Origin of the sequence: Pokkaliibacter sp. MBI-7 (assembly GCF_029846635.1) — a bacterium.
Lineage (GTDB): Bacteria > Pseudomonadota > Gammaproteobacteria > Pseudomonadales > Balneatricaceae > Pokkaliibacter.
In genome coordinates, this window is sequence record NZ_JARVTG010000001.1 from 34,666 (window position 1) to 55,066 (window position 20,401).

Annotated in this window: 24 protein-coding genes and 1 pseudogene; 24 read left to right on the plus strand and 1 reads right to left on the minus strand. The window is 56.8% G+C overall.

Features of this window, described 5'->3' with window-relative positions:
* Nucleotides 1-693: 693 nt before the first annotated feature.
* The 11 genes and pseudogenes from QCD60_RS00225 (at nt 694) to QCD60_RS00275 (ending at nt 9,389) form a co-directional block, all read left to right on the plus strand.
* The gene (locus tag QCD60_RS00225; protein ID WP_279781222.1) at nt 694-1,107 is read left to right on the plus strand and encodes a hypothetical protein; all 414 of its coding nucleotides are present in this window, start codon (nt 694-696) and stop codon (nt 1,105-1,107) included.
* A 10-nt stretch (nt 1,108-1,117) separates the two neighbouring features.
* Nucleotides 1,118-1,462: a hypothetical protein gene (locus QCD60_RS00230; RefSeq protein WP_279781225.1), complete on the plus strand. Its 345-nt coding sequence runs from the start codon at nt 1,118-1,120 to the stop codon at nt 1,460-1,462.
* Complete coding sequence (locus tag QCD60_RS00235; RefSeq protein ID WP_279781227.1) at nt 1,455-2,216, plus strand: hypothetical protein; 762 nt, start codon at nt 1,455-1,457, stop codon at nt 2,214-2,216. The genes QCD60_RS00230 and QCD60_RS00235 overlap by 8 nt, the downstream gene beginning before the upstream one ends.
* On the plus strand, nt 2,209-2,670 hold the full coding sequence (locus QCD60_RS00240; RefSeq protein ID WP_279781228.1) for a hypothetical protein: 462 nt from the start codon (nt 2,209-2,211) through the stop codon (nt 2,668-2,670). The genes QCD60_RS00235 and QCD60_RS00240 overlap by 8 nt, the downstream gene beginning before the upstream one ends.
* Nucleotides 2,671-2,995: 325 nt before the next feature.
* Nucleotides 2,996-4,737: pseudogene (locus QCD60_RS00245) on the plus strand (ParB family protein); the annotation flags it as partial.
* A 30-nt stretch (nt 4,738-4,767) separates the two neighbouring features.
* Complete coding sequence (locus QCD60_RS00250) at nt 4,768-5,463, plus strand: STY4526/YPO1902 family pathogenicity island replication protein (protein ID WP_279781230.1); 696 nt, start codon at nt 4,768-4,770, stop codon at nt 5,461-5,463.
* Between the two features lie 84 nt (nt 5,464-5,547).
* A complete protein-coding gene (locus tag QCD60_RS00255) occupies nt 5,548-6,807 on the plus strand; it encodes a hypothetical protein (RefSeq protein ID WP_279781232.1) in 1,260 nt (419 codons plus the stop codon).
* Nucleotides 6,808-7,494: 687 nt separating this feature from the next.
* Entirely contained in the window at nt 7,495-7,767 is a 273-nt protein-coding gene (locus QCD60_RS00260; RefSeq protein WP_279781234.1) for an antitoxin, read from the plus strand.
* Nucleotides 7,764-8,177, plus strand: a complete 414-nt coding sequence (locus QCD60_RS00265) for a type II toxin-antitoxin system VapC family toxin (RefSeq protein WP_279781236.1) — start codon at nt 7,764-7,766, stop codon at nt 8,175-8,177. The genes QCD60_RS00260 and QCD60_RS00265 overlap by 4 nt, the downstream gene beginning before the upstream one ends.
* Before the next feature lie 98 nt (nt 8,178-8,275).
* Nucleotides 8,276-8,656 (plus strand): hypothetical protein, encoded by a 381-nt coding sequence (locus QCD60_RS00270; RefSeq protein ID WP_279781238.1) that lies wholly within the window; start codon nt 8,276-8,278, stop codon nt 8,654-8,656.
* A gap of 43 nt (nt 8,657-8,699) precedes the next feature.
* Nucleotides 8,700-9,389 (plus strand): hypothetical protein, encoded by a 690-nt coding sequence (locus tag QCD60_RS00275; protein WP_279781240.1) that lies wholly within the window; start codon nt 8,700-8,702, stop codon nt 9,387-9,389.
* Nucleotides 9,390-9,669: 280 nt separating this feature from the next.
* On the opposite strand, the gene QCD60_RS00280 is transcribed toward QCD60_RS00275, so the two are convergent.
* Entirely contained in the window at nt 9,670-9,882 is a 213-nt protein-coding gene (locus QCD60_RS00280) for a hypothetical protein (protein WP_279781242.1), read from the minus strand.
* 388 nt (nt 9,883-10,270) lie between these two features.
* Between QCD60_RS00280 and QCD60_RS00285 the strand changes: the two genes are divergently transcribed.
* The 13 genes from QCD60_RS00285 to QCD60_RS00345 all read left to right on the plus strand — a co-directional run bounded on the left by QCD60_RS00285 (nt 10,271) and on the right by QCD60_RS00345 (nt 20,392).
* The gene (locus QCD60_RS00285) at nt 10,271-11,185 is read left to right on the plus strand and encodes a DNA-binding protein (protein WP_279781244.1); all 915 of its coding nucleotides are present in this window, start codon (nt 10,271-10,273) and stop codon (nt 11,183-11,185) included.
* Between the two features lie 257 nt (nt 11,186-11,442).
* Nucleotides 11,443-11,724, plus strand: coding sequence for a hypothetical protein (locus QCD60_RS00290; RefSeq protein ID WP_279781246.1), 282 nt, complete (start codon nt 11,443-11,445; stop codon nt 11,722-11,724).
* Between the two features lie 330 nt (nt 11,725-12,054).
* Nucleotides 12,055-12,912, plus strand: coding sequence for a BRO family protein (locus tag QCD60_RS00295; protein ID WP_279781248.1), 858 nt, complete (start codon nt 12,055-12,057; stop codon nt 12,910-12,912).
* Nucleotides 12,913-13,074: 162 nt separating this feature from the next.
* Nucleotides 13,075-13,530 carry a hypothetical protein gene (locus QCD60_RS00300; protein ID WP_279781250.1) on the plus strand — a complete coding sequence of 152 codons (456 nt, stop codon included), beginning with the start codon at nt 13,075-13,077 and terminating at the stop codon, nt 13,528-13,530.
* Nucleotides 13,531-13,561: 31 nt separating this feature from the next.
* Nucleotides 13,562-13,912 (plus strand): hypothetical protein, encoded by a 351-nt coding sequence (locus QCD60_RS00305; RefSeq protein WP_279781252.1) that lies wholly within the window; start codon nt 13,562-13,564, stop codon nt 13,910-13,912.
* A 41-nt stretch (nt 13,913-13,953) separates the two neighbouring features.
* On the plus strand, nt 13,954-14,139 hold the full coding sequence (locus tag QCD60_RS00310) for a hypothetical protein (RefSeq protein ID WP_279781254.1): 186 nt from the start codon (nt 13,954-13,956) through the stop codon (nt 14,137-14,139).
* An 85-nt stretch (nt 14,140-14,224) separates the two neighbouring features.
* Nucleotides 14,225-14,947: a hypothetical protein gene (locus QCD60_RS00315; RefSeq protein WP_279781256.1), complete on the plus strand. Its 723-nt coding sequence runs from the start codon at nt 14,225-14,227 to the stop codon at nt 14,945-14,947.
* The gene (gene ssb, locus QCD60_RS00320; RefSeq protein ID WP_279781259.1) at nt 14,931-15,443 is read left to right on the plus strand and encodes a single-stranded DNA-binding protein; all 513 of its coding nucleotides are present in this window, start codon (nt 14,931-14,933) and stop codon (nt 15,441-15,443) included. The genes QCD60_RS00315 and ssb overlap by 17 nt, the downstream gene beginning before the upstream one ends.
* A 28-nt stretch (nt 15,444-15,471) precedes the next feature.
* The gene (locus tag QCD60_RS00325) at nt 15,472-15,762 is read left to right on the plus strand and encodes a hypothetical protein (RefSeq protein WP_279781261.1); all 291 of its coding nucleotides are present in this window, start codon (nt 15,472-15,474) and stop codon (nt 15,760-15,762) included.
* Between the two features lie 122 nt (nt 15,763-15,884).
* Nucleotides 15,885-16,394, plus strand: coding sequence for a hypothetical protein (locus QCD60_RS00330; RefSeq protein WP_279781263.1), 510 nt, complete (start codon nt 15,885-15,887; stop codon nt 16,392-16,394).
* 2,026 nt (nt 16,395-18,420) lie between these two features.
* Nucleotides 18,421-19,323 (plus strand): PFL_4669 family integrating conjugative element protein, encoded by a 903-nt coding sequence (locus QCD60_RS00335; RefSeq protein WP_279781265.1) that lies wholly within the window; start codon nt 18,421-18,423, stop codon nt 19,321-19,323.
* A complete protein-coding gene (locus QCD60_RS00340; RefSeq protein ID WP_279781267.1) occupies nt 19,320-19,811 on the plus strand; it encodes a DUF3158 family protein in 492 nt (163 codons plus the stop codon). The genes QCD60_RS00335 and QCD60_RS00340 overlap by 4 nt, the downstream gene beginning before the upstream one ends.
* A complete protein-coding gene (locus QCD60_RS00345) occupies nt 19,808-20,392 on the plus strand; it encodes a hypothetical protein (protein ID WP_279781269.1) in 585 nt (194 codons plus the stop codon). Before QCD60_RS00340 ends, QCD60_RS00345 begins: the two co-directional genes overlap by 4 nt.
* The last annotated feature ends 9 nt before the right edge of the window (nt 20,393-20,401 follow it).

Here is a 20,401-nt window from a genome sequence, read left to right on the forward strand (position 1 = left end):
ATTCAACAACTTTTAGTGAATCGGCCTGAGGGGTAACTCAGGGATTCGGGTGAATCGTGAGGGTTAGCTCAACGATTCTGGGCGAATCGGTCTGAGGGTTAACTCAGGGATTCTGGGTGAATCGGTCTGAGGGTTTAGCTCAACGATTCTTGGCAAAACATAAAATATTTTGTTGCTCGACACTCATAATGTCAAGTTTCTGAGCCGCCAGAATCTCTCCCTCATACCTCCGAAATCATACGAATACAAGGCATTTTCCGGAGGCTCTATGAAGAAGATTATCGCAGTAACCAACTCCAAAGGCGGAGTTGGAAAGAGCACAACAGTGGTCAATTTGTCGGCGTTCCTCGCCGATGTAGGCTTAAGGACACTGATCGTTGACCTGGACATTCAGCCCACAGCGAGCAGTTATTTCCATCTGTCGTATGAAGCTCCTTTTGGCATCAGCGAACTGCTGAGCCAAAACCTGCCTCCGTCCGATCAGATAATTTCCAGGACCAGTATCGACGGACTGGACCTCGTAAAGTCCAACGATCCATCAGGCTCGCTCAGTACGTCACTTTTACATGCCCCCGACGGGCGTATTCGTCTGAGACGTCTGCTGGCCCGATTCAGCGACTACGACATCATTCTATTGGATACCCAAGGTGGCCCGTTCAGTCGTGCTCGACATGGCACTGTTGGCTTGCAGACATGGTGGTATCTCCCGTTACCCCAGCAACGCTCAGCGCCCGGGAATTTATCCGGGGCATGGGCACGCTCTATAACGACCTGTCTCCCATGGCCGAAGCTATGGGGATCACCATTCCAACAATGCAGATTCTTCTGAACCAGATAGACAACACGAATAACAGTTCAATGGTTATTGAACTCGTAAAGGATATGGCGGCAGAAGAAGACTGGTTCACGGTACTACAGACAGAAGTCCCCGATCTTGTGGCCTACAAAAACGCGAGTGCGCTAGGCGTGGCAGCTCACCGCTATGAGCCCAAACGCCCTGCGGGGCGCCAGGCAGCATCATGTATGGAGACGATGGTTGATCTTGCTCTGGAACTGCTGCCAGAGCAAGAGGCGGCCATCACCGCCTACTGCAAGACCCTGAAGTAAGGACGCCACCATGAAATACATCATGTTAGGCGTCCCGATGGGACAGGGGCTACGCCATTTTCCCATCATTTTCCCGGATGTGTTCAGCCATGACCAAATGGCTGAAGCTGCCCAATTATTGCCAGGGCTGGCCAACAGCGAGGTTATCTCTGCAGGATTATGCAATATCGATGTGACCTGCTACGGCGACAGCCCGTCCTTGCAGCGGGCCAGCCGCTCTGTCGATACCCGCATCATCAACACCTATTCCCTGCTTCACGGGTTTGCCGATCTGGCGGACCTGCCCCCCAGCCTGCAATCCCTGTGCGAGTCGCACAGTCACCTCGCCCCTCACCAGGAGCCACATCATGACTAATGCCTCCCTGTTTAGTCCGTTGCTCACCCTGAGCAGCCGGGATCTGGTACGCCATTACCAGCAGGCCATCGAGTACCTGCTGCCTGTTGCCCTCCAGGACACGGAGGGCGCTCGTGTCGCCGCTCAGGTGCTGCTGTCCGCCTATAACGGCGATGACTATCAGCTGAATATCACGGATCTCGGGCGGTTTGGCGTCAATGAGGAAGTGATCATGAACGCCATCCTGACCGTGGTTTACGCCCGAGCACGCACTGGAATAGCGCCTCAGGGGCTGATCGATAAGGGTGATGCCCGTTTTTATGCGTTGGGCCAGCACTGGCATGGGCTGCATGCCATCGTTCGCATTCAGCACCAGTACAACACGTATGGCTGGCAGGTTCCGATGCAGTCCATGGGTCCCGAGGCGCTCAATCACCATTACCAGCAGGCAGTAGAGCGCCTGCTGACCACGGCCCAGCAGGAGACCAGCTCGGGACATATTGCCGCCCAGGTGCTGCTCTCGGCTTATGACGGCACGTGTTACCCGTGGGATATGGCCCGCCTGTCACTCATTCTTGACGCGAAAGAGGATCTGCTGAGCGCCATCCTGATGGTGGTTTACGCACGGGCGTACACGGGAAAAGGGCCACAGGAGCTGATCGACAACGGCGATGCCCGTTTTGCAGCCTTGGTCACACGCTGGTCTCAGCTGTCGCTCTCAGCGCTCATTGAACGCCTCGGCTATGTCCATGGTCAGGAGGTGTGCCATGACTAGGCCGTTCTCTTCACACTTTTTCCACTTCCCGCTGTCTTTGGAGCATGAAGAGGTACTAGATCAGGACTACCCCGCCGCGGTGGAGCAGTTGCTGGCCAGCACAGAGGGGCAACACGGCGAGGCCACCACACGCTGCCTGCTGGCGTTCTACATGGGTGATCTGCCCTGCCTGAGGCAACTGAGCGCTCACGACCAGTCCGCGTTCTTTAACGTGCTCTATGGCTACGCGGCCACAGGCCGTATGCCTCATCAGGTCATCCCCACCGGGGATGACCGCTTTCAGGCGTTGTGGGCACGTCACGTCCAGACGCCCCGATCCACCGCATGCTCCAACATCGATGCCCTGCCCCACACCGTCTGTGACGGGCACCCTGACACCCCACTGTCTCACGACGTGATGCTGGCCTTCCGTGCACGCCAGCATCACGCCGTAGCTCCGTTTCACTCGCACTAGAAGGCTTTTGGCATGACTCACCACGACCCTGATTTCACCCTTGATGAGCTCAACACCACCGACGTTGACGTGCCGCGCGCCCTTTTCCAGCAGATACCCAAGGCTGTCAGGACACAGAGTCCGAAGCCGTCAGGCTGCATTCGGAAGTGCGGAGTCATGCCGAAGCCCTCCTGGTCACCAGTCCGTTATCAATCGCACTACCAGACCCATTACCTGGCCCATCGAACCGCGCAGGAGCCTGCTTATGAGTAAAAAAGTCACCGCCGAGGCCATGCGGGCCAACCTGCTGCGCCCCGTTCCCAGTGCCAGTCATTCGGGGGCTATCGCCTTTTCTGATCCCATCGCGGATCAGCCCATGATCCTGACACTGGATCAGTTACGCCCGTTCGACAACAACCCGAGGCTGTCGAAAAACCCGCTGTATGAGGACATCAAGGCCTCGATTCTGAAGCGAGGTCTGGATAATCCACCCCGGTGACCCGCAGACCGGGTGAGACCTATTACATCATCCGCAATGGCGGCAATACGCGCCTCGCCATCCTCAATGAACTGTGGACAGAGACCCAGGACGAGAAATTTTTCAGGATCCCCGTCCTGTTCAAACCCTGGAAACTGCTGGATGCCGACGGTCACGAAAGCCCAGCAATCGGCGAACTGGATACCTTGGTCGGCCACCTGGCAGAAAATTCCATGAGGTCGGACCTGACCTTTATCGAAAAAGCCCTCGGTATTGCCAAGGCCAGAACCCTGTACGAACAGCAGGAAGGCACAGCGATCTCGCAGCGAGAGCTGGCCAACAGACTAAAAGAAGACGGCTTCCCCATCGGCCAGTCCCACATCTCGAAAATGGAAGCGGCAATCCAGTACCTCTACCCCTGTATCCCGAATTTATTAACCCTGGGCATGGGAAAACACCGTATTTCAGAGCTGCTGAAAATGCGCTCCGGCGCCTGGGAATACTGGAGAACGTTTATACCCCAGCCCGAAGAGCGGGAAGGCCTGTTCCAGCTGGGCTGGAACGAAACACTGCAGCGTCATGACAACGACGAAGAGGCGGCACTGATCGCGTTAGCCAACAGTCCTGAGATCATTCGGTTTTTCACCGAAGATCTGGCCGGCTGGCTGTCGCGGGTCACCCGCGAGCTGAACCCGGATAACCCGGAGATGCAGAAACCCGGGACGCGACACAACAACAACGCGCTCCTGTTTCTGCAGGGCCGGACTACCAAAGATAAGTGGCTGGAGATCGATGCCGAACTGGCATCCGAGTCGGCAGCGGCGGCCATTCGGGACGCAGAGCGCGAAGAACGAAGGCTAAAAATGGAGGAAGGCCGGGAACGGGCCAACGAGCGCAGAGCAGCAGAAGCCGCTGCGGCTCAGGCGGGTCACACCGTGCCGGACGACGACCGCCTCGATGACGACTACACGGAGGAGCAGCTGGATCTGATCGACGATCAGGCCCCACTGCCCCTGTCCCCCTCCGTCCAGACAGTAGCCCATCCGGGTGCCAGTCACACCCCGCAAGTAAATACCGTCGTCGCCACCGCGCCGGTGTCTCCTGCTGCCCCTAACCCATTGGGCCCTACTCCCACGCCGGCCTCGGTGTTCCCGGCCAGTAGCCCAGCCCCTGCGGCAGCACCTGTTGTTGCCCCCACGCCAGTTCCCCCTGCCGTCCTGCCCCGAACAGCGGTGGCTGATCCTGGCCTCGGCTTTGACGATCTGTGGCTCGTTGATGCCAACACAGCGGTCGCTGAGCTGCAGTATCAGGCAGCTGACGTTGCGATGGTCATGGCCATGATGGCCGGCGCACCGGAGCTGGTAGATATGGACGGGGAGGCGCTGCTCGGCTTTGTCGTCCAGCCCGAAGCGCTGGATGACCTGGCCACCCCCGCGGCACGGCACCTGGCTCAGTGGCTGAGTCTGCTGACCCGCACTGACGCTGGCCACGTCGACTTCGAGCTTCCCGCGCATGCACTGCTGCTGGGCGATCTGCCCGATGCCGATGTATTGCGCCTGTTCCGTTTGATCCGGCTCGGACGCGAGATCCGCCGTCGGACGCAAAACTAACCCAACCCGTACCATAAAGGATGTAAGGAAATGTCCCCACGTTTAGTTCACGTGCTAAATCAGGCTCTGATCAACGAGATCATGAGCACCATTGAGCGGGGAGATCTGGCCCGCCTGCAGGATTTAGGTGTCGAGGCCGACGATGCCGCTATGCTGCAGCTGTTGTCTTCAACCGCCTTCGCCCGACTGTGCAACTGCACCGTGCCCATGGCCGAGGTGTCGGTGAATCGTGCCGTGCTGAGGAACGTGGTTCGCCAGTTGCTGAATGACAGCAACCGCGATGAGCGCATGGTGAGAGCCATGAACCTGGGCGCCTCGTACTCACTGCTGGAGGAGTTCTTTGGGCTGAACTCCACCGAGGCGGCGTCGGTTCGCCGACTGCAGGGCATCCAGATTTCCTCGGGACGGCAGCAAATGCCGTCAGAGGAGCAGGAAAAAGCCCTGTGGGAGCGGTGGCACGAAGTCGTGCAGCCAGAAGCCGCGGAAAGCACGGATGCCTTCCTCGAAGCCATGTGCCGGCTGACGGAAGAGGCCCGCGCAGGCCTCTTTGGTCCCGATCAGGCGCTGCTCTCACTGGCCAGCTGCTGGCATCTCGTGAGTGGCTGGATCGAGGATGAACGTCTGTTCGGCAAAGGCGTGAAGGCATTCCGTGCCCGTCATCTGCGTGAACAAAGCAATACTGACGGGCTTATCCGGCACGTCAGACTGCTGAAAAAGCCTGCCTAAGCGCCGCCTGTGACTGTGACGATTGTCATCAAAGCGCGCCCGCATAAAAGCTGGGGGATGATCATGAGGATCAACCCCGGCTTAATGCCGTATCTTATGCAGCGCTACTGCCATGACGAGCAGGTGTTACGGCACCTGCTCGATGGCGATCTCCTTGTACGCGAGGGGGATGAGCCCTATCGTCACCCCCTGCGTCTTGCCATCCAAGCAGCCCTGGATGCGCGTGAGCAGAAGCAAGAACAGAAAAAAGCCAACACCACCCGGCCCGGCAAAGTCCTGCATGGCCGTCAGCCCTACCTGTACCCCGGACTGTATATCGGTACAGGCAACCGCTGTGGCCATCGGCCCCAGCGCCCGGTCAATGAACGGATCGCTAACCCCCTGGTGGATTTTGATGATCTGCCCCAGGCCATCCAGCGTATCCGAAATGTCTTTTTGAACAGCGGCACCCATGGCCACGAGTACAAAGGTACCGTGTCGCCGGTCTACGATAACCCGCGTCTCTACCCGCTGTTCACCAATTCCGGCAAGGCCAACCTGGACGGAACACCCCGCTGTGACCGTTCAGAGCTGCGCTTGATTGAGGTGCGGACCCTTGCCGCCATGGTAGAGATGGCTAATTTTGCCAGTACCGGCGATGACATCCACATTGGCACCCCGCGTGATGATGGATCCTTCAGTCACCGATCAATGCTGGAGATTGCTCTGTCAGCCAGTACGCCGGATGGTGACTGTCTTGTTGAGCCGGAAAACCCCCACCTGCCGCCCAACCTCTGGACCTTCAGGCCCACACAGCGCTATCGCCGCGCCACCAAAGCCCTGAAGAACAAAGGCCACCTGACGGTTGTGCAACGTTATGAAGAACGCGATGGCCACAAGTACGCCCTCACGGCAGTGAAATCCATCAGCGCTACGTCCTTGATTTCCCTCGGCGTTGTCAGCGAACGGCAGCTGCGCGAGTTTCGTGACAACCGCCGCCGTGAGCTGGCCAAACGGCGCAATGTCTGGCGCGCCACGCGCCCTGACTTTGTAGCCAAACGCCAGGCCGAGCGTGAAGCCCGCGCCACGGTCCGCAGTCAGCTGCGCCCCAGCAACCTGGCAGGTCGCTGCCGACCCGGCTATACCCCGCTTGAAAAAACACCGGAGCAACAGCTGGCTGCCAGCCTCTGGCAGCGTTACCGGGGCTACCAGCACCTGCTGATGGCCAGTCTCTGCCGAGAGCAGGAGCAGCACGGCCATCCCCCTTACTGGGTGAGAGAACGGGTCAGGCAGCAGCTGCAACCGTTCGAGACCTGGAAAGAGCAGCAACTTGAACAACACGAACACCCCGAGGCGGCCCATTGAACGCCTCGCGGCCTCCCCTTGCCTGAATTTCTCCCCTCATTGCACCACTGGCCTTTGCGGCTCCCAGATTGATCACTATTTAACCTAAAACACCGATCCCACCCACGTCGACCGCCCCGGCGCGTCCTGAACGACCGCGCTCACGGCGTTATTAACCAGAGAGTTAAAAATTAAGTGTCAGTAGTTTTGATTTAACTGTCAGTAATATCCTTTTAAGTGTCCTTTGCCTCTTTATCTGCTTAAGAAATCTGCTTGTTCTTCTGGCAGCTACGCTGCTGAAAATGCAGCGGCCTCTCGATGCCCTGCGGGCATGCGGCCTTACGCGGGCCAGCCCGCACCCGGACGGGGCTGCGCCCCATCTCCCGCAGGGTCGGTGCTCCACTGAATGCACCGCACTATGCCAACGCCATCGGTTAAACAGGGCGCGGGAGGGCGCAGAATCAGCCTATTGTTCCGTGCCCGCGACAATGGCCACGGGGAACTCAGAGGGGCAAACCGCCGTGGTGACGGGACAGATGGGCGGGTACCGGCGCGGCCAGACCTGGCATCCCTCTGCCAGGCCGTGTAGCGCCTATTCTGGGGCTACGCCCCAGCCCCCCGGTGTCCAGGAGGAGTACGATGGCGGGTCAATTGACGAGTGGCAGAAATGGCATATACAATTTGGCATATACACAGGAGCGACCTACCATGCCAACCCTACCGACTCCCTCCAGATCCAAGGAAGCCAAGCTGTTTCGCAATAACCGTAGCCAGGCGGTGCGCATTCCTGCAGAGTTTGAATTACCAGGAGAGCGTGTACTGATCCATCGTGAAGGCAGCAAGCTCATCATTGAACCCGTGGCACGACCAACGAACATCATCGAGCTACTGGCGGAATGGAGAAAAGAAGCCCCCCTGGGGCCGGAAGATCAATTACCCGACATTGAAGATATGCCTGCCTCGTCGGAGGAGATATTTTGAGCGGTTACCTGCTGGATACGAACATCATCAGCGATGTGATCCGTCATCCGAATGGCTCCGCAGCCCAACGCATTGAGCACATCGGACCGAAAGAGATATTCACCAGCATCATCGTTGCCGCTGAATTACGTTATGGCTGTGCAAAGAAAGGGTCTGCCCAGCTGCAGGCTAGGGTGGATAGCCTCCTTGCTACCATCCCGGTGCTGCCACTGGATGCTCCGACGGATGCTAAATATGGGAGTATCCGCGCCGAGCTGGAGGCCGCTGGCCAACCTATCGGCATGAATGATCTGCTGATTGCAGCCCATGCCCACGCACTTGGCCTCACGCTTGTGACCGACAATACACGCGAATTCAGCCGCATCCGGGGCCTCTCTGTCGAGAACTGGCTGCAAAGACAGGGACAGTAAAGCCCTCTAAGCAGCAGAGGGCTACACCTGCGTATCGGCTCGCACCGTCAGCCTGGGCTATGATCAGAGGCAACTCCCCGCCACAGAAGGACATACCGATGGCCAGCCCCGAAAAGCGACGTCAACGCGCCAAGCAAAAAGCAAAAGAAGGCCGCATCATCAGGCAGTTTGACAAACGTCTTGCCGCCCTTGATCGGGAGATTGCCGTACTCGATGCCCGTGACGCTCAGATCAAAAACGAGATCTCGTCCGCCATGATGGCGCAGCTGGTGAATGCGCCTTACACCTATGACGACTGGGCGGAAGATTACCTGGCAGGCATTGATGAAGCGCATCCGCTCTATACCCATCTCAACTGGGGGGATGAGATGCCGGATCCGGCAGACATCATTGCCCTGGCCAGGCAGCTGAATCTGCCCGATTTTTACGAGCAGGCCGAACTGCTGTACCAGCAGGATCAGGCACGCCGACAACCCTAAGCCACTTTTACAGCATCAGACGCATCAGTAAGGACCGTTATTCATGAGTTTACTCGTTCTGCCGACAGGGATGTCGGTTCGCCCTACCGACCCTGAGCTGGACCGTGAGGGACAGTCTCACGGTTATCTGTTCCGGGATACCGTGCTCGGTGATGTGGGTATGCTGCTGGTCCGTATCTGGATGGATGTCAAAAATCCGGCGGCCACTACCGGCTTTTTTCATGTCGAAGCCCTGGGGGAACCGGACGATCCCATGACGGCCAGGCGAAAGGCCTGCTTTGACAGCGTGGCGGATGAGATCACCGCCGTGCTGAACGCCCTGCCCGCCCTCAACACCATTGAGGATGTCTCCGCGATCCTCCCCCTCGACACCAGTACCACGGTCCGGCCCCTGCACTATCGCCGGCAGCAGAGCAAAGACCTGCTGTGCGCGAAATGCCACCAGGATGCGGTCATGCTCTATTACTCCGATGCCCGGAGCCCGGCTGAATTTTACGATGTGGCACGTCATAGCTACGCCGCGGTGGCACTGGCCAGCGAGATGGGAGCAGGACTGGTCGCCTGGGTGGTCGGAGAGGAAACCACGTCACTCAGTGATGACGAGCGGTACTTCCCAGTGATGCAGTTCTACCCCGAATACGCGCCGGTGCGCATGTACTCCAAACAGGAAATCGCTCAGCTGACCAGCGCTGCTGTGCGCAGGCACTGTCCGCCGACCATCGTGTCTCATTAAGCCGCCCCAACCCTCTGACTCGCCGTCAGGCTTGATGCATGACGGCGCTGTCTCCAGCCCCAACTCTTCCACTACCAGTCAGGTTTTCCCGGCCACATCCGAATAGCCAGGAGAAGTATCTGCTACCTATATTTAATATATATACGTATAAAATATAGCCACTTTGGCGGTCTGCAGTGCTCCAGGAGAAGATAGACCTGCATTTAGGCCGCATCATGGACTAGCGGGGGCATTTGAACAGAAACTTACGGTTTCACCCTCGCGGATCCACCTCAAACCGTTAGGGCCTTTGTAGTAGTCGAATCCAGATCAGCTTGCGATCTTGGCTCATTTCCGCCACGGCCCTGACGACTAAAGCAGTCTTGTCACCCGTCACGATCTGGCCATTCAGCCGCCATGTAGCACGTCGATCAGTGGGCACGTCCAGGCTGAGGCACACCTCAACCAGACGCGGTAAGGACATGACCAGGCATAGCAAGCGTTCCCGACTCATGCCAACTGCTTAACGTCCCAATCCGCCATTTCGTGAGCTCTCCCCTTGACGCGAGTAGTCTGCGCCCGACCGGACGCAAGGTGCCGCCGTCCGGCGCAGCGATACGTTACGAAAGCTGCTTTATTATCATATTTTGTATTATGTATCATATCTGTAATTATGCTAAATACATGATATGATATACAAAATTCCGCGACATGATCCATGTGTGACGAATGGGTGGTTATCCCCGATCCGAGGGGCTTACGGGGCTGTTCGTCAGTGTGAGGGCGAGCGAGGCTCGTTTGAGGAGTGCCGGGCGAGTTCTTCCCCTCCGCCGATGTCGCCCGGTAGGCAGTCGCCGAGGGCCGGGTTTTCGCAGCAGATTGACCATGACTAGGAGCACGACATGGCACGAGCAGGAATCACCTTTGAGCAGGTCGTGGCTGTCGCTGATGCGCTGGCAGGCGAGGGGCAGCAGCCGACTATCCGGGCGGTGCGTGAGCGGCTGGGAGATACCGGGAGCCCGAACACGATCCACAAGCATCTTTCGACTTGGCGCGAGGCCCGCCCGGTGGCCGCTGCCGCTGCGCAGGAACTGCCGCAGGCGCTAACCGCCGCAATTGCGGCCGAGATCGAGCGGGCCGCCGTACAGGCACGCGGGGAGATCGAGGGCCGTCTGGTACAGGCACAGGCCGAGGCCGCCGAGCTGGCAGTGGCAGGCGAAGCACTGGAGTCCGAACGCGACACGCTGGCCGAGCAGGTGGCCGTCCTCACCACTGAGCGCGACACGCTGGCAGGCAAAGCCGCCCAGCAGGCCACAGATCTTGCCGACACGCAGCAGCGCATCGAGCGCGAACAACAAGCGGCAGAGGTCGCCCGCGTGGAGGTGGCAACCGCCCGCCTCAAGATCGAGGCGCAGGCTGAGCGAGTGAGCGAGCAGACCGCAGAGATCGAGCGCCTACGCATCGCACTGGCCGAGGCGCAGTGTGGTCGCACCGCCGCCGAGCAGCAGGCCGCTGTGCTAGCCGCCAAGCTGGAAGCCACCGCCGACCGGGCCAGCCGTGCCGAGGCTCGCACCGAGCAGGTCGAGCAGCAGGCCGCCAAAACGGTGCGGGCCCACGATACCGCCCGTGCCGCAGCCGCACAGGAAGCCCGGCAGGCTCAAGCAGAACGCGACGACGCCCGCAAGACCGCCGCCGATGCTCGCGAGCAAGCCGCCCGACTGGCCGGTCAGCTTGAGGCGCAACAACAGCAGCAGCAGGACAAAGCCGTTGCCGCCGAGAAGGCCGAAGGCAAGACGCCGAAAACGAAGGGGGAGTGATGCACAGGTTGGTCAGGAAGCGACCGCGTGACGACTTTCCACGCAATTTAGTCGGGTTAGAATCCGACCGCGTGAATCGTATGGATTTACATATCATATGTTTTTACATACCGTCCTGCAGGTCATAGCTAGCGCGATCCGCCACTCTTACAGCGCCCGCCCCAACCCTCTGCCCCGCCGTCAGGCTTGATGCAGGACGGCGCTGCTGCTTTGCTCCGATACTCCCATGCGATATGTATTCAGGCACGGAAACGAACATGGCTCACGACACCATCACGATGCCGTCTCAAGGCACAGAGAAATGGAACATCATTCTCGATCAGCCCGGTACCCCACTTTGCAAGGCGGTTGTCGATGATCTGATTGAAAGATCCTGCTGTTCAGACAACCCTGCGATCCTGCCTTTTTTGGGGTATCGGGGCTCAGATGAGGCACGGCGTCAGGTATTGATTGATACCTACGGCAAGGACATGGCATCGTGGCACGACGAACAGTGGCCCTGCATGGTGCCCGAAGCGAAAGGAAGGGTGTTGGTTTAATCTGCAGATCATCTATCACATCAACTACATCCAGGCCGGCTTCTATCGCGAGGCCGATTATCTGCGCTGGCGTGAACAGCAGGATTAAGCGCCCTGGCCCAGCTGTCTTGCTGGGCCATTCCTCTCTATCTCTCCCGCTCCCGCTGCCAGTCAGGTTTCCCCCGCTACACGCTGATGAGCCAGAACTACACTGCCCGGCAGTGTTTCATCCAATCATTTAACGAGGGTGCCAAGTCATAGCCGGCGCATTGTTAAAGTGCTACTTTTACTTACGGATACATTCTGTGACTGTGTTAGAATCACGCGTTTTTTTGGAACAGGATGGATGCCATGGACTATAGTGAATATGAAGGCGAACGCTGTAAGGATGTCGATCTCTTTCACTTTGAGGAAGACTTCATGAACTTCAACGATCTGGCCAGAGCGAATGGGTTTACTTACTGGTATGCCCGCGACTTCATGTTTATGCTCGGCTACAGCTCGTACGAGACCTTTCGCAAAGTCCTCAATAAGGCCATGACCACCTGCCTGACACTGGACATTGACACGTCCGATAATTTTCAGCAGACCCACCGAACGCTGGATGGTAAAGAGGTCAAAGACTTCAAACTCTCGCGCTTTGCGTGTTATCTGGTCGCCATGAACGGTGATAACAAGAAAGAAAAAGTGGCTCAGGCGCAGGCCTTCTTTGCTGTCACGGCCGAAGCGATTCAGCGCTATGTAGACAATCCTGCAGAGGTTGAGCGTGTCCTGATCCGTGACGAGATTACCGCCCATGAGAAAACCCTGGCATCCACAGCCAAGGCTGCGGGCATTGAGACAGACAAGGACTATGCCTTTTTTCAGAATGCGGGGTATAGAGGCATGTACAACATGAGCCTTACTCAGCTCAAGGAATACAAAGGACTGGCCCAGAAAAACCGCTCTTTGCTCGATTTTATGGGTAAAGAAGAGCTGGCTGCCAATCTCTTTCGTATCACCCAGACCGACCTGAAGATGAAGAATGAAGCTATTCAAGGTCAACGTCTGGCAGAAAATACGGCCAGGGAAGTGGGCTCTAAAATCCGCAAAACCATGTTAGAAATCAGTGGTATTGCCCCTGAAGATATGGCTCTGGCAGATGACATCAAGAAAGTGAAGACATCATTAAAACAGACTCATCGCGGTCTTAAAAAACTGGATAGTTAACCCTTCCCCTCTTGCGACTCCCCGTACAAGGCCCAGTGACGCTGCTGGGCTTACTCATCCTCAAAACCCTTCTTCTGCCAGTCAGGTTTCCCCCGCTACACGCTGATGAGCCACAACTACACTGCCTGCTTCGTTAACCATGAAACAGCGCAGGATAACCGTATGAAAGACAACGGGATGACCCCTCTCATCAAACAGGCAATGCAGGATCACCATGTCGTGGTGCTGGTCGGCGCGACGGGGGCCGGTAAAAGTGTCGCTGCCTATCAGGCACTGGATTTACCCATTGAATGGGATGCACTGGGGCGCCTGCAGGAATCGCCCACCCCTTTGATAACAGAGAATAACGTGATCCTGACCGATGTAATGGGTGAACCCAATGCACTCAGCATCGATTACCTCCAGCGTCATGGAGCGACCCCGGATACATTCAAGATCATGATCTGCGCACAGGTACAGGAAGAAGCACAGCCATTGCTGGAATTTTTGCGGTCACTGGGCTATGACCGCTGGATAATGATTCATATAGCGTCGTGGAAAACACGGGCTGCGATGTCACACGATCAGGCTAAACGCATGCTGGATAACTGCACCACCCCCCTATTCCCACAGACGTAACATTGCATCACAGCACATCAGGAGTCGCACCATGGCCATACCCATGTCGATCAGTGAACGGTTAAACAGTGCGGACAACGTAGCGCTGACGGCGCCACACCTCCATCCCGGTGTTAAAAAAGTGCTGCTGGGGACCTATACCGTACCGCCTCTGGCAGAACATGAGACGTACTGCTGTGACAGGGGCTGCGGGGAGTGCGAAAAAACATTACTGGAAGAGCATCGGGCCACCATCACTTCCCGGGCTGGCATCGTGCAGGAGCGCCATTTCAGCTACATGGAAGTGTCGGCCTGCTGCTATGCCAGACTGGGGATCTGGAACGAGGCCACTGCCACCGGAGAGGAATGTGACTACCACTTCACTGCGGCCACGGAGCAGTGAGGTCACCCCCATGCCACCATCAACGTTAAGGAAAACCGTCTATGAAGATGAAGGTGGCCGAGGTCTGGGTCAGAGCAGGATTGCTCGGGGACTATCGTTATCAGGTCAGTACCAATGATGCCGGCCAGGTGTCGGTGTTCGTGATGTCGGATGTCCCCTGGACAACGCTGCTCAACCCCCATGCTGAACAAGGCCAGCACGTCCCTATGCCTGTGCCGGGCACGTAAACCCTCTGAGCCTCAGTGAGCCTTTCTTGCTGTCGGCTCACCCCTTTCTCCCAATACTACGGCCATCGTTCGGTGAGGTACTGCGATGGCCATCTACCATTTGATCCATCCCCGCTCCCATCTGTCCGGCCAGTACGGCATTGATACGCCCTGGCAGGCCGATCAGATTCGTCAGCTGCTGGCCTTTATCCAGCGCGTCCGGGATACGTTCCCGGTGCTGCCTGGCCTTGATGACGGGCTGTCTGAAGCCACCGCCATGTTGGTGTTAGAGCAGGTACTGCCCGGCTGCCGGGCGCTGACCTGTAGCCTGTCCTGTTCAACGGCAGCAGCCCGCAGGCTGGCCGTCGTCCCTGTCAATCTGGTGCAGGTGTGGTATGAGGTGGCCGCGGTCACGTCCATCACGACGCTGTATCAACTGAGCATGGCCATGGGGGTGGGTCTGTCCGATGTCAGTCATGCCCTGGCTCAGGTCTTGTTGCGACAGGCGGAGTCGGTCTACCAAGCAGATTGGGAACAGGTGATGAAGCTACGCTGGATGGCTGCCGGGTATCCGGTACAGCACGCATGGCGCTGGCACACGGTCTATTCGCAGCCGTTATCAGGTCGTCTGTTGCAGCGTACCTTGAGTGATCTGCAGCGTCTGGAGTCAGGGGTGGTCGCGACACTGGAGCCAGAGCAGGCAGGATCCGCCCCGAGAGCTCAGACCGGCACATCCGATCCCAGTGCTCTGCAGCTGGCTCTCTTTCCGACGATTCATCCATCTCCATCATCCATCCATTCGGAGGTCCATCGTGGCACGAGGCGTTAACAAAGTTACCCTGATTGGCAATCTGGGCGCGGACCCCGAAGTCCGCTACATGCCCAACGGCACTGCCGTAACCAACATTACCCTGGCAACCAGCGAAAGCTGGAAAGACAAACAGTCCGGCCAAGTACAAGAACGAACGGAGTGGCACCGTGTGGTGTTCTTCGCCCGTCTGGCTGAAGTGGTCGGTCAGTATGCACGCAAGGGCTCCAAGCTGTACGTGGAAGGCAAACTGCAGACTCGTAAGTGGCAGGACCAAAGTGGTCAGGATCGCTACACCACCGAGATCGTCGTGGACATGCGCGGCTCGATGCAGCTGCTGGACAACCGTTCCGACAACGGTCAGAGAGCAGGCCAGGGTGGAAGTGCGCCGAATGCCCCCGGTCGCCAGGGAGGAGTCCCACAGCAACCCTACCAGCAACCCGCCTCACCTGCGCCCGATTACTCCGGTTACCCACAGAACAACTTTGACGACTTTGATGATGACATTCCATTTTAGGCCCTCCCTGAAACAAGGGTGGGGCGCGGTGGTGCTCAGTGCTGTGTGTTGGGCCGCCGCCCTGCCTGCACTCGCCACGCCGGCAGCAGACAGTGCGGCTGTTGGGTGCCTGGCACCCGACGGCACGCGCTATCCACCGGGCAAACTCTATACCTTGAACCAGCACGAACTGGATCAGCGCAAAGCGGCGGGTGAATGGGTCTCGGATGGCGATGCCATCCTGGCCCAGTGTCAGTTTTTAGTGGATGTGACGACAAGCCAGCATCCGGTACCGGAGCAACGGCGGTATGTCTGGGTATCGTTTGAATGGGGACAGTGAGTAATGACCAACGATCAGCGGAAACAGCTAAAAGAGCTTGATGAGATGGAGCGGCAGGCAGGGATCAGGCACGTGAAACGTTTAAGGCACGGCTGCTCCTGGGAGGCAGTGCCGGATGTGTTGTGACAGCGATCTATGTAGGCGTCACCGGAGGGGGATGGGTGCAATGGGCTGGGACGATGATGATCCAGCTGGTGATCCTGGGACTTATGTTGAGACTGGAAAAGCCCGCCCCCCTGAGTGTCATCCTGACGTGGAATAAGGAAGAGCGTTATGCCGTCTGGAGGCCGTTTGCCCAGTTTAGTGAGCGCTCGCTGGATGCCCTGCCTGAGGATCGCCCTGATCTCTCACCTGAGCAACGGCGGCTGTTACTCAGTGAAGTGCATGTACCCCGCCTGTTTGCATGGTCACGGTACCCCGCCACCCTGTGCGCCGCGTTTGAACGAATCGATCCGGTGCTAGCGTCGTATACCCCGACCGAGCAGCGAATGGCTGCCTTTGTGGCATTGCAGCGGAATATTCAGGCAGCCGGCACGGATGTCAGACAACTGGCGCAGCATATCAATCGCTGGGTGAAGGCGGATCGGCAATCCATCAAGACTGCAGCAGCGGCCACTGAGAAGGCTGGCTGATAGGTTGGGCAAAGCAGAGAGACTGGGGCAGGTCTCAAAAAATCCTAAACCATATCCAGTGCAATAAGTCAATACACAATGAGGCAGTCTGTGGGTTGCTGCCTCAGTTTTTTCTGCTAAGTGATTCCCTGGGAATCACTTAGCCAAATATCGGTCAGCTATAACGCACCCGGATAAGTGACCAAGGGTTAGTAAAGTGATTCCCTGGGAATCACTTAGCCAAATATCGGTCAGCTGTAACGCACCCGGATAAGTGACCAAGGGTTAGTAAAGTGATTCCCTGGGAATCACTTAGCCAAATATCGGTCAGCTGTAACGCACCCGGATAAGTGACCAAGGGTTAGTAAAGTGATTCCCTGGGAATCACTTAGCCAAATATCGGTCAGCTGTAACGCACCCGGATAAGTGACCAAGGGTTAGTAAAGTGATTCCCTGGGAATCACTTAGCCAAATATCGGTCAGCTGTAACGCACCCGGATAAGTGACCAAGGGTTAGTAAAGTGATTCCCTGGGAATCACTTAGCCAAATATCGGTCAGCTGTAACGCACCCGGATAAGTGACCAAGGGTTAGTAAAGTGATTCCCTGGGAATCACTTAGCCAAATATCGGTCAGCTGTAACGCACCCGGATAAGTGACCAAGGGTTAGTAAAGTGATTCCCTGGGAATCACTTAGCCAAATATCGGTCAGCTATAACGCACCCGGATAAGTGACCAAGGGTTAGTAAAGTGATTCCCTGGGAATCACTTAGCCAAATATCGGTCAGCTGTAACGCACCCGGATAAGTGACCAAGGGTTAGTAAAGTGATTCCCTGGGAATCACTTAGCCAAATATCGGTCAGCTGTAACGCACCCGGATAAGTGACCAAGGGTTAGTAAAGTGATTCCCTGGGAATCACTTAGCCAAATATCGGTCAGCTGTAACGCACCCGGATAAGTGACCAAGGGTTAGTAAAGTGATTCCCTGGGAATCACTTAGCCAAATATCGGTCAGCTGTAACGCACCCGGATAAGTGACCAAGGGTTAGTAAAGTGATTCCCTGGGAATCACTTAGCCAAATATCGGTCAGCTGTAACGCACCCGGATAAGTGACCAAGGGTTAGTAAAGTGATTCCCTGGGAATCACTTAGCCAAATATCGGTCAGCTGTAACGCACCCGGATAAGTGACCAAGGGTTAGTAAAGTGATTCCCTGGGAATCACTTAGCCAAATATCGGTCAGCTGTAACGCACCCGGATAAGTGACCAAGGGTTAGTAAAGTGATTCCCTGGGAATCACTTAGCCAAATATCGGTCAGCTGTAACGCACCCGGATAAGTGACCAAGGGTTAGTAAAGTGATTCCCTGGGAATCACTTAGCCAAATATCGGTCAGCTATAACGCACCCGGATAAGTGACCAAGGGTTAGTAAAGTGATTCCCTGGGAATCACTTAGCCAAATATCGGTCAGCTGTAACGCACCCGGATAAGTGACCAAGGGTTAGTAAAGTGATTCCCTGGGAATCACTTAGCCAAATATCGGTCAGCTGTAACGCACCCGGATAAGTGACCAAGGGTTAGTAAAGTGATTCCCTGGGAATCACTTAGCCAAATATCGGTCAGCTGTAACGCACCCGGATAAGTGACCAAGGGTTAGTAAAGTGATTCCCTGGGAATCACTTAGCCAAATATCGGTCAGCTGTAACGCACCCGGATAAGTGACCAAGGGTTAGTAAAGTGATTCCCTGGGAATCACTTAGCCAAATATCGGTCAGCTGTAACGCACCCGGATAAGTGACCAAGGGTTAGTAAAGTGATTCCCTGGGAATCACTTAGCCAAATATCGGTCAGCTGAGGCAATGCCCTCCTCTCCCCCTCCATTTCCCTACTCTCAGCCTGTCTCTGAGGGTTTTCTGCTGAGTTGCGGGTCGTTGTTGAACACACTGCGTAGCGGCAGCCGGACGTAGATCCGGCGCCGCTTTTCTCGATTGTTCTTGCTCATGTTTCGTTTCTATTTTCGCTTCGCCATTCAATCAGGAGTGTGTTCATGTCTGATTCTGCTATTTCCGTAACCGCCCCCCAGCTGGGGGCGCTGCGCTCGACCATCACTATCCAGCTGCATACTTTCCACGCTTGCCGGCTGTGGGAAGGCGTCAACATCAACGACGACAACCATGCCGATGAGTCCAATGGGCGTCCGTTCAATCGCCCCGGCATGCGCGTGTTCATGTCCAATATGCACCAGACCACAGTCGCGTCAGGGATGTACGATCCCTATGCCGACAAGCACATGCTGGACATCGAGCAAGCCATCGCCAAAGCCCGTCAGACCCTGCTTGAGCAGAAACAAACCATCAGCGCGGTGTTGAGCCAGGTGCCGTCATCGATCTCCATGACGGACAACCTGTCGGTCAGTCCACGGCAGTTCCCGGTCATTAGCGCCACGCCACTGGCGTTCCAGGGCAGCTACCTGGTATCGGATTTTGACGAGCTGATCCGGTCGATATTGCTGGCCAGCCATGTGGGGCTGATCGGTAATGTGGATAAGAAGCTCTTAATCAGAGATGCAGCCCGGGTGGTCCGCAGTGTGTTTGATAAGTCTCGCCGCTATCGCTTTACCGGGCTGACCCGTGCCGACTATGTGCTTGGTGGCGCCAAGGTGCTGGCCGCCATCGAGCGCAACGGGGAGTTGCCGGCAGGTATTCTGGATGGAACCCTGCGCTCACAGTTCTCCCCTCCTCTGCCCAAGGCCCAGCTGGATGCCATGAATGAGGCGCTGGCCACGCGGGCAGGTCTGGCCGCCGGACGCCCCCCGATCAACACAGTGACTGACGCAGTATCTGCTACCGAAGCGCTGGACGAGGCGGGAGAGGAAGTGACTGGGGCAGTGATCAATGGTGCTACGAAGATGACTGGGGCAGGGGTATCTGACATCGAGGCCGAGGCGTGATTCGCGTCTACACCCCCGCAAACGATGTCTCCCCAGAGCTGCTGTCACAGGCCGCAAACGTTCCCTCCCTAAAAGGCCTTTTTCCTTTTAAGGGTAAGGGGAGAATCGCGCTATTGGGTGTGCAGGCCGAGGAGTCCCGTGAGGGGCTCCTGGTCCTGGGTCGGTATATCGTCCGGCAGTCGGAGGAGTTGAACTATGTCTGGCAGCTCGGTGCGATTCTACGACTGCAGCGGGCAGGATCTGGGGCAACTTTTCTGCGCTGGCGTTTGCCGGATCACCAAGCTGGGCAGAGTGGCGTACCGTTGTGGGCGTCGGTCATGCAAAAACAGGTCGATGCCAGCGTGCGTCGGTCACTGCTGGCTATGGAGCAGGATCGTGTGGCGTTCAATCTGCAGATGAGTATCTGCAGCACGCTGATCCGGCAGGCTACCGATGGGCTGACGAAGATGGAGTCGGCAGAAAACGTGTGGAGTGAGGAGCGGGTATGACTGATAAAAACTCACGCGGGAGTATATTGGATGATCTGGATCAGTTTTTTGGCACGCTGGGCGTGTTGATCGCATGTGTGATCATCTGCTGGGTCTTCATCATTCCTGGTTGGCACAGCCGGGTAGATGCAGGGCGTGTTCAGCTACATGAGGTGTCCGAGCAACTGGAGCATCATCCGCTAGTTAAACAACTCAGGGATGCAAGTGTGGTTCGCATTGAGTCAGAGTCATCGGGATTTGAACCTGGTACAACGACAGCCACTGTGACATTGCGCGATGGAGCAGAACGAGTGATCGAATTTCAAGCGTTCGCGCTATTTGATGTATTTCCGGGTGAGAGCATCACCAGTCGCACAGGCAGCGCGTTTGTCGCACGCTGCATTGCTCAGCATCTGGTCATTGATCTTCAGGAAAAGACGCCTGTCGTCACCGTCACAAAGGACTGTGGCCATTACGAGAACCGGGATACCGTACCGCCTGCAGCGATGATGTCGATAGCGAAAGTCGCAGTGGATCAGGTGCTGAACAAGATATTGCTCGGGCTGCCTCTGGTAGAGGCTCACACCCAAGTCAGCCAGTAGCTGAGGCGG

Coding starts and splice junctions, on each gene's coding strand:
- QCD60_RS00225 (WP_279781222.1), top strand. CDS start 694: ATGGTGGTATCTCCCGTTACCCCAGCAACGCTCAGCGCCCGGGAATTT.
- QCD60_RS00230 (WP_279781225.1), top strand. CDS start 1,118: ATGAAATACATCATGTTAGGCGTCCCGATGGGACAGGGGCTACGCCAT.
- QCD60_RS00235 (WP_279781227.1), top strand. CDS start 1,455: ATGACTAATGCCTCCCTGTTTAGTCCGTTGCTCACCCTGAGCAGCCGG.
- QCD60_RS00240 (WP_279781228.1), top strand. CDS start 2,209: ATGACTAGGCCGTTCTCTTCACACTTTTTCCACTTCCCGCTGTCTTTG.
- QCD60_RS00250 (WP_279781230.1), top strand. CDS start 4,768: ATGTCCCCACGTTTAGTTCACGTGCTAAATCAGGCTCTGATCAACGAG.
- QCD60_RS00255 (WP_279781232.1), top strand. CDS start 5,548: ATGCCGTATCTTATGCAGCGCTACTGCCATGACGAGCAGGTGTTACGG.
- QCD60_RS00260 (WP_279781234.1), top strand. CDS start 7,495: ATGCCAACCCTACCGACTCCCTCCAGATCCAAGGAAGCCAAGCTGTTT.
- QCD60_RS00270 (WP_279781238.1), top strand. CDS start 8,276: ATGGCCAGCCCCGAAAAGCGACGTCAACGCGCCAAGCAAAAAGCAAAA.
- QCD60_RS00275 (WP_279781240.1), top strand. CDS start 8,700: ATGAGTTTACTCGTTCTGCCGACAGGGATGTCGGTTCGCCCTACCGAC.
- QCD60_RS00280 (WP_279781242.1), bottom strand. CDS start 9,882: ATGAGTCGGGAACGCTTGCTATGCCTGGTCATGTCCTTACCGCGTCTG.
- QCD60_RS00285 (WP_279781244.1), top strand. CDS start 10,271: ATGGCACGAGCAGGAATCACCTTTGAGCAGGTCGTGGCTGTCGCTGAT.
- QCD60_RS00290 (WP_279781246.1), top strand. CDS start 11,443: ATGGCTCACGACACCATCACGATGCCGTCTCAAGGCACAGAGAAATGG.
- QCD60_RS00295 (WP_279781248.1), top strand. CDS start 12,055: ATGGACTATAGTGAATATGAAGGCGAACGCTGTAAGGATGTCGATCTC.
- QCD60_RS00300 (WP_279781250.1), top strand. CDS start 13,075: ATGAAAGACAACGGGATGACCCCTCTCATCAAACAGGCAATGCAGGAT.
- QCD60_RS00305 (WP_279781252.1), top strand. CDS start 13,562: ATGGCCATACCCATGTCGATCAGTGAACGGTTAAACAGTGCGGACAAC.
- QCD60_RS00310 (WP_279781254.1), top strand. CDS start 13,954: ATGAAGATGAAGGTGGCCGAGGTCTGGGTCAGAGCAGGATTGCTCGGG.
- QCD60_RS00315 (WP_279781256.1), top strand. CDS start 14,225: ATGGCCATCTACCATTTGATCCATCCCCGCTCCCATCTGTCCGGCCAG.
- QCD60_RS00335 (WP_279781265.1), top strand. CDS start 18,421: ATGTCTGATTCTGCTATTTCCGTAACCGCCCCCCAGCTGGGGGCGCTG.
- QCD60_RS00345 (WP_279781269.1), top strand. CDS start 19,808: ATGACTGATAAAAACTCACGCGGGAGTATATTGGATGATCTGGATCAG.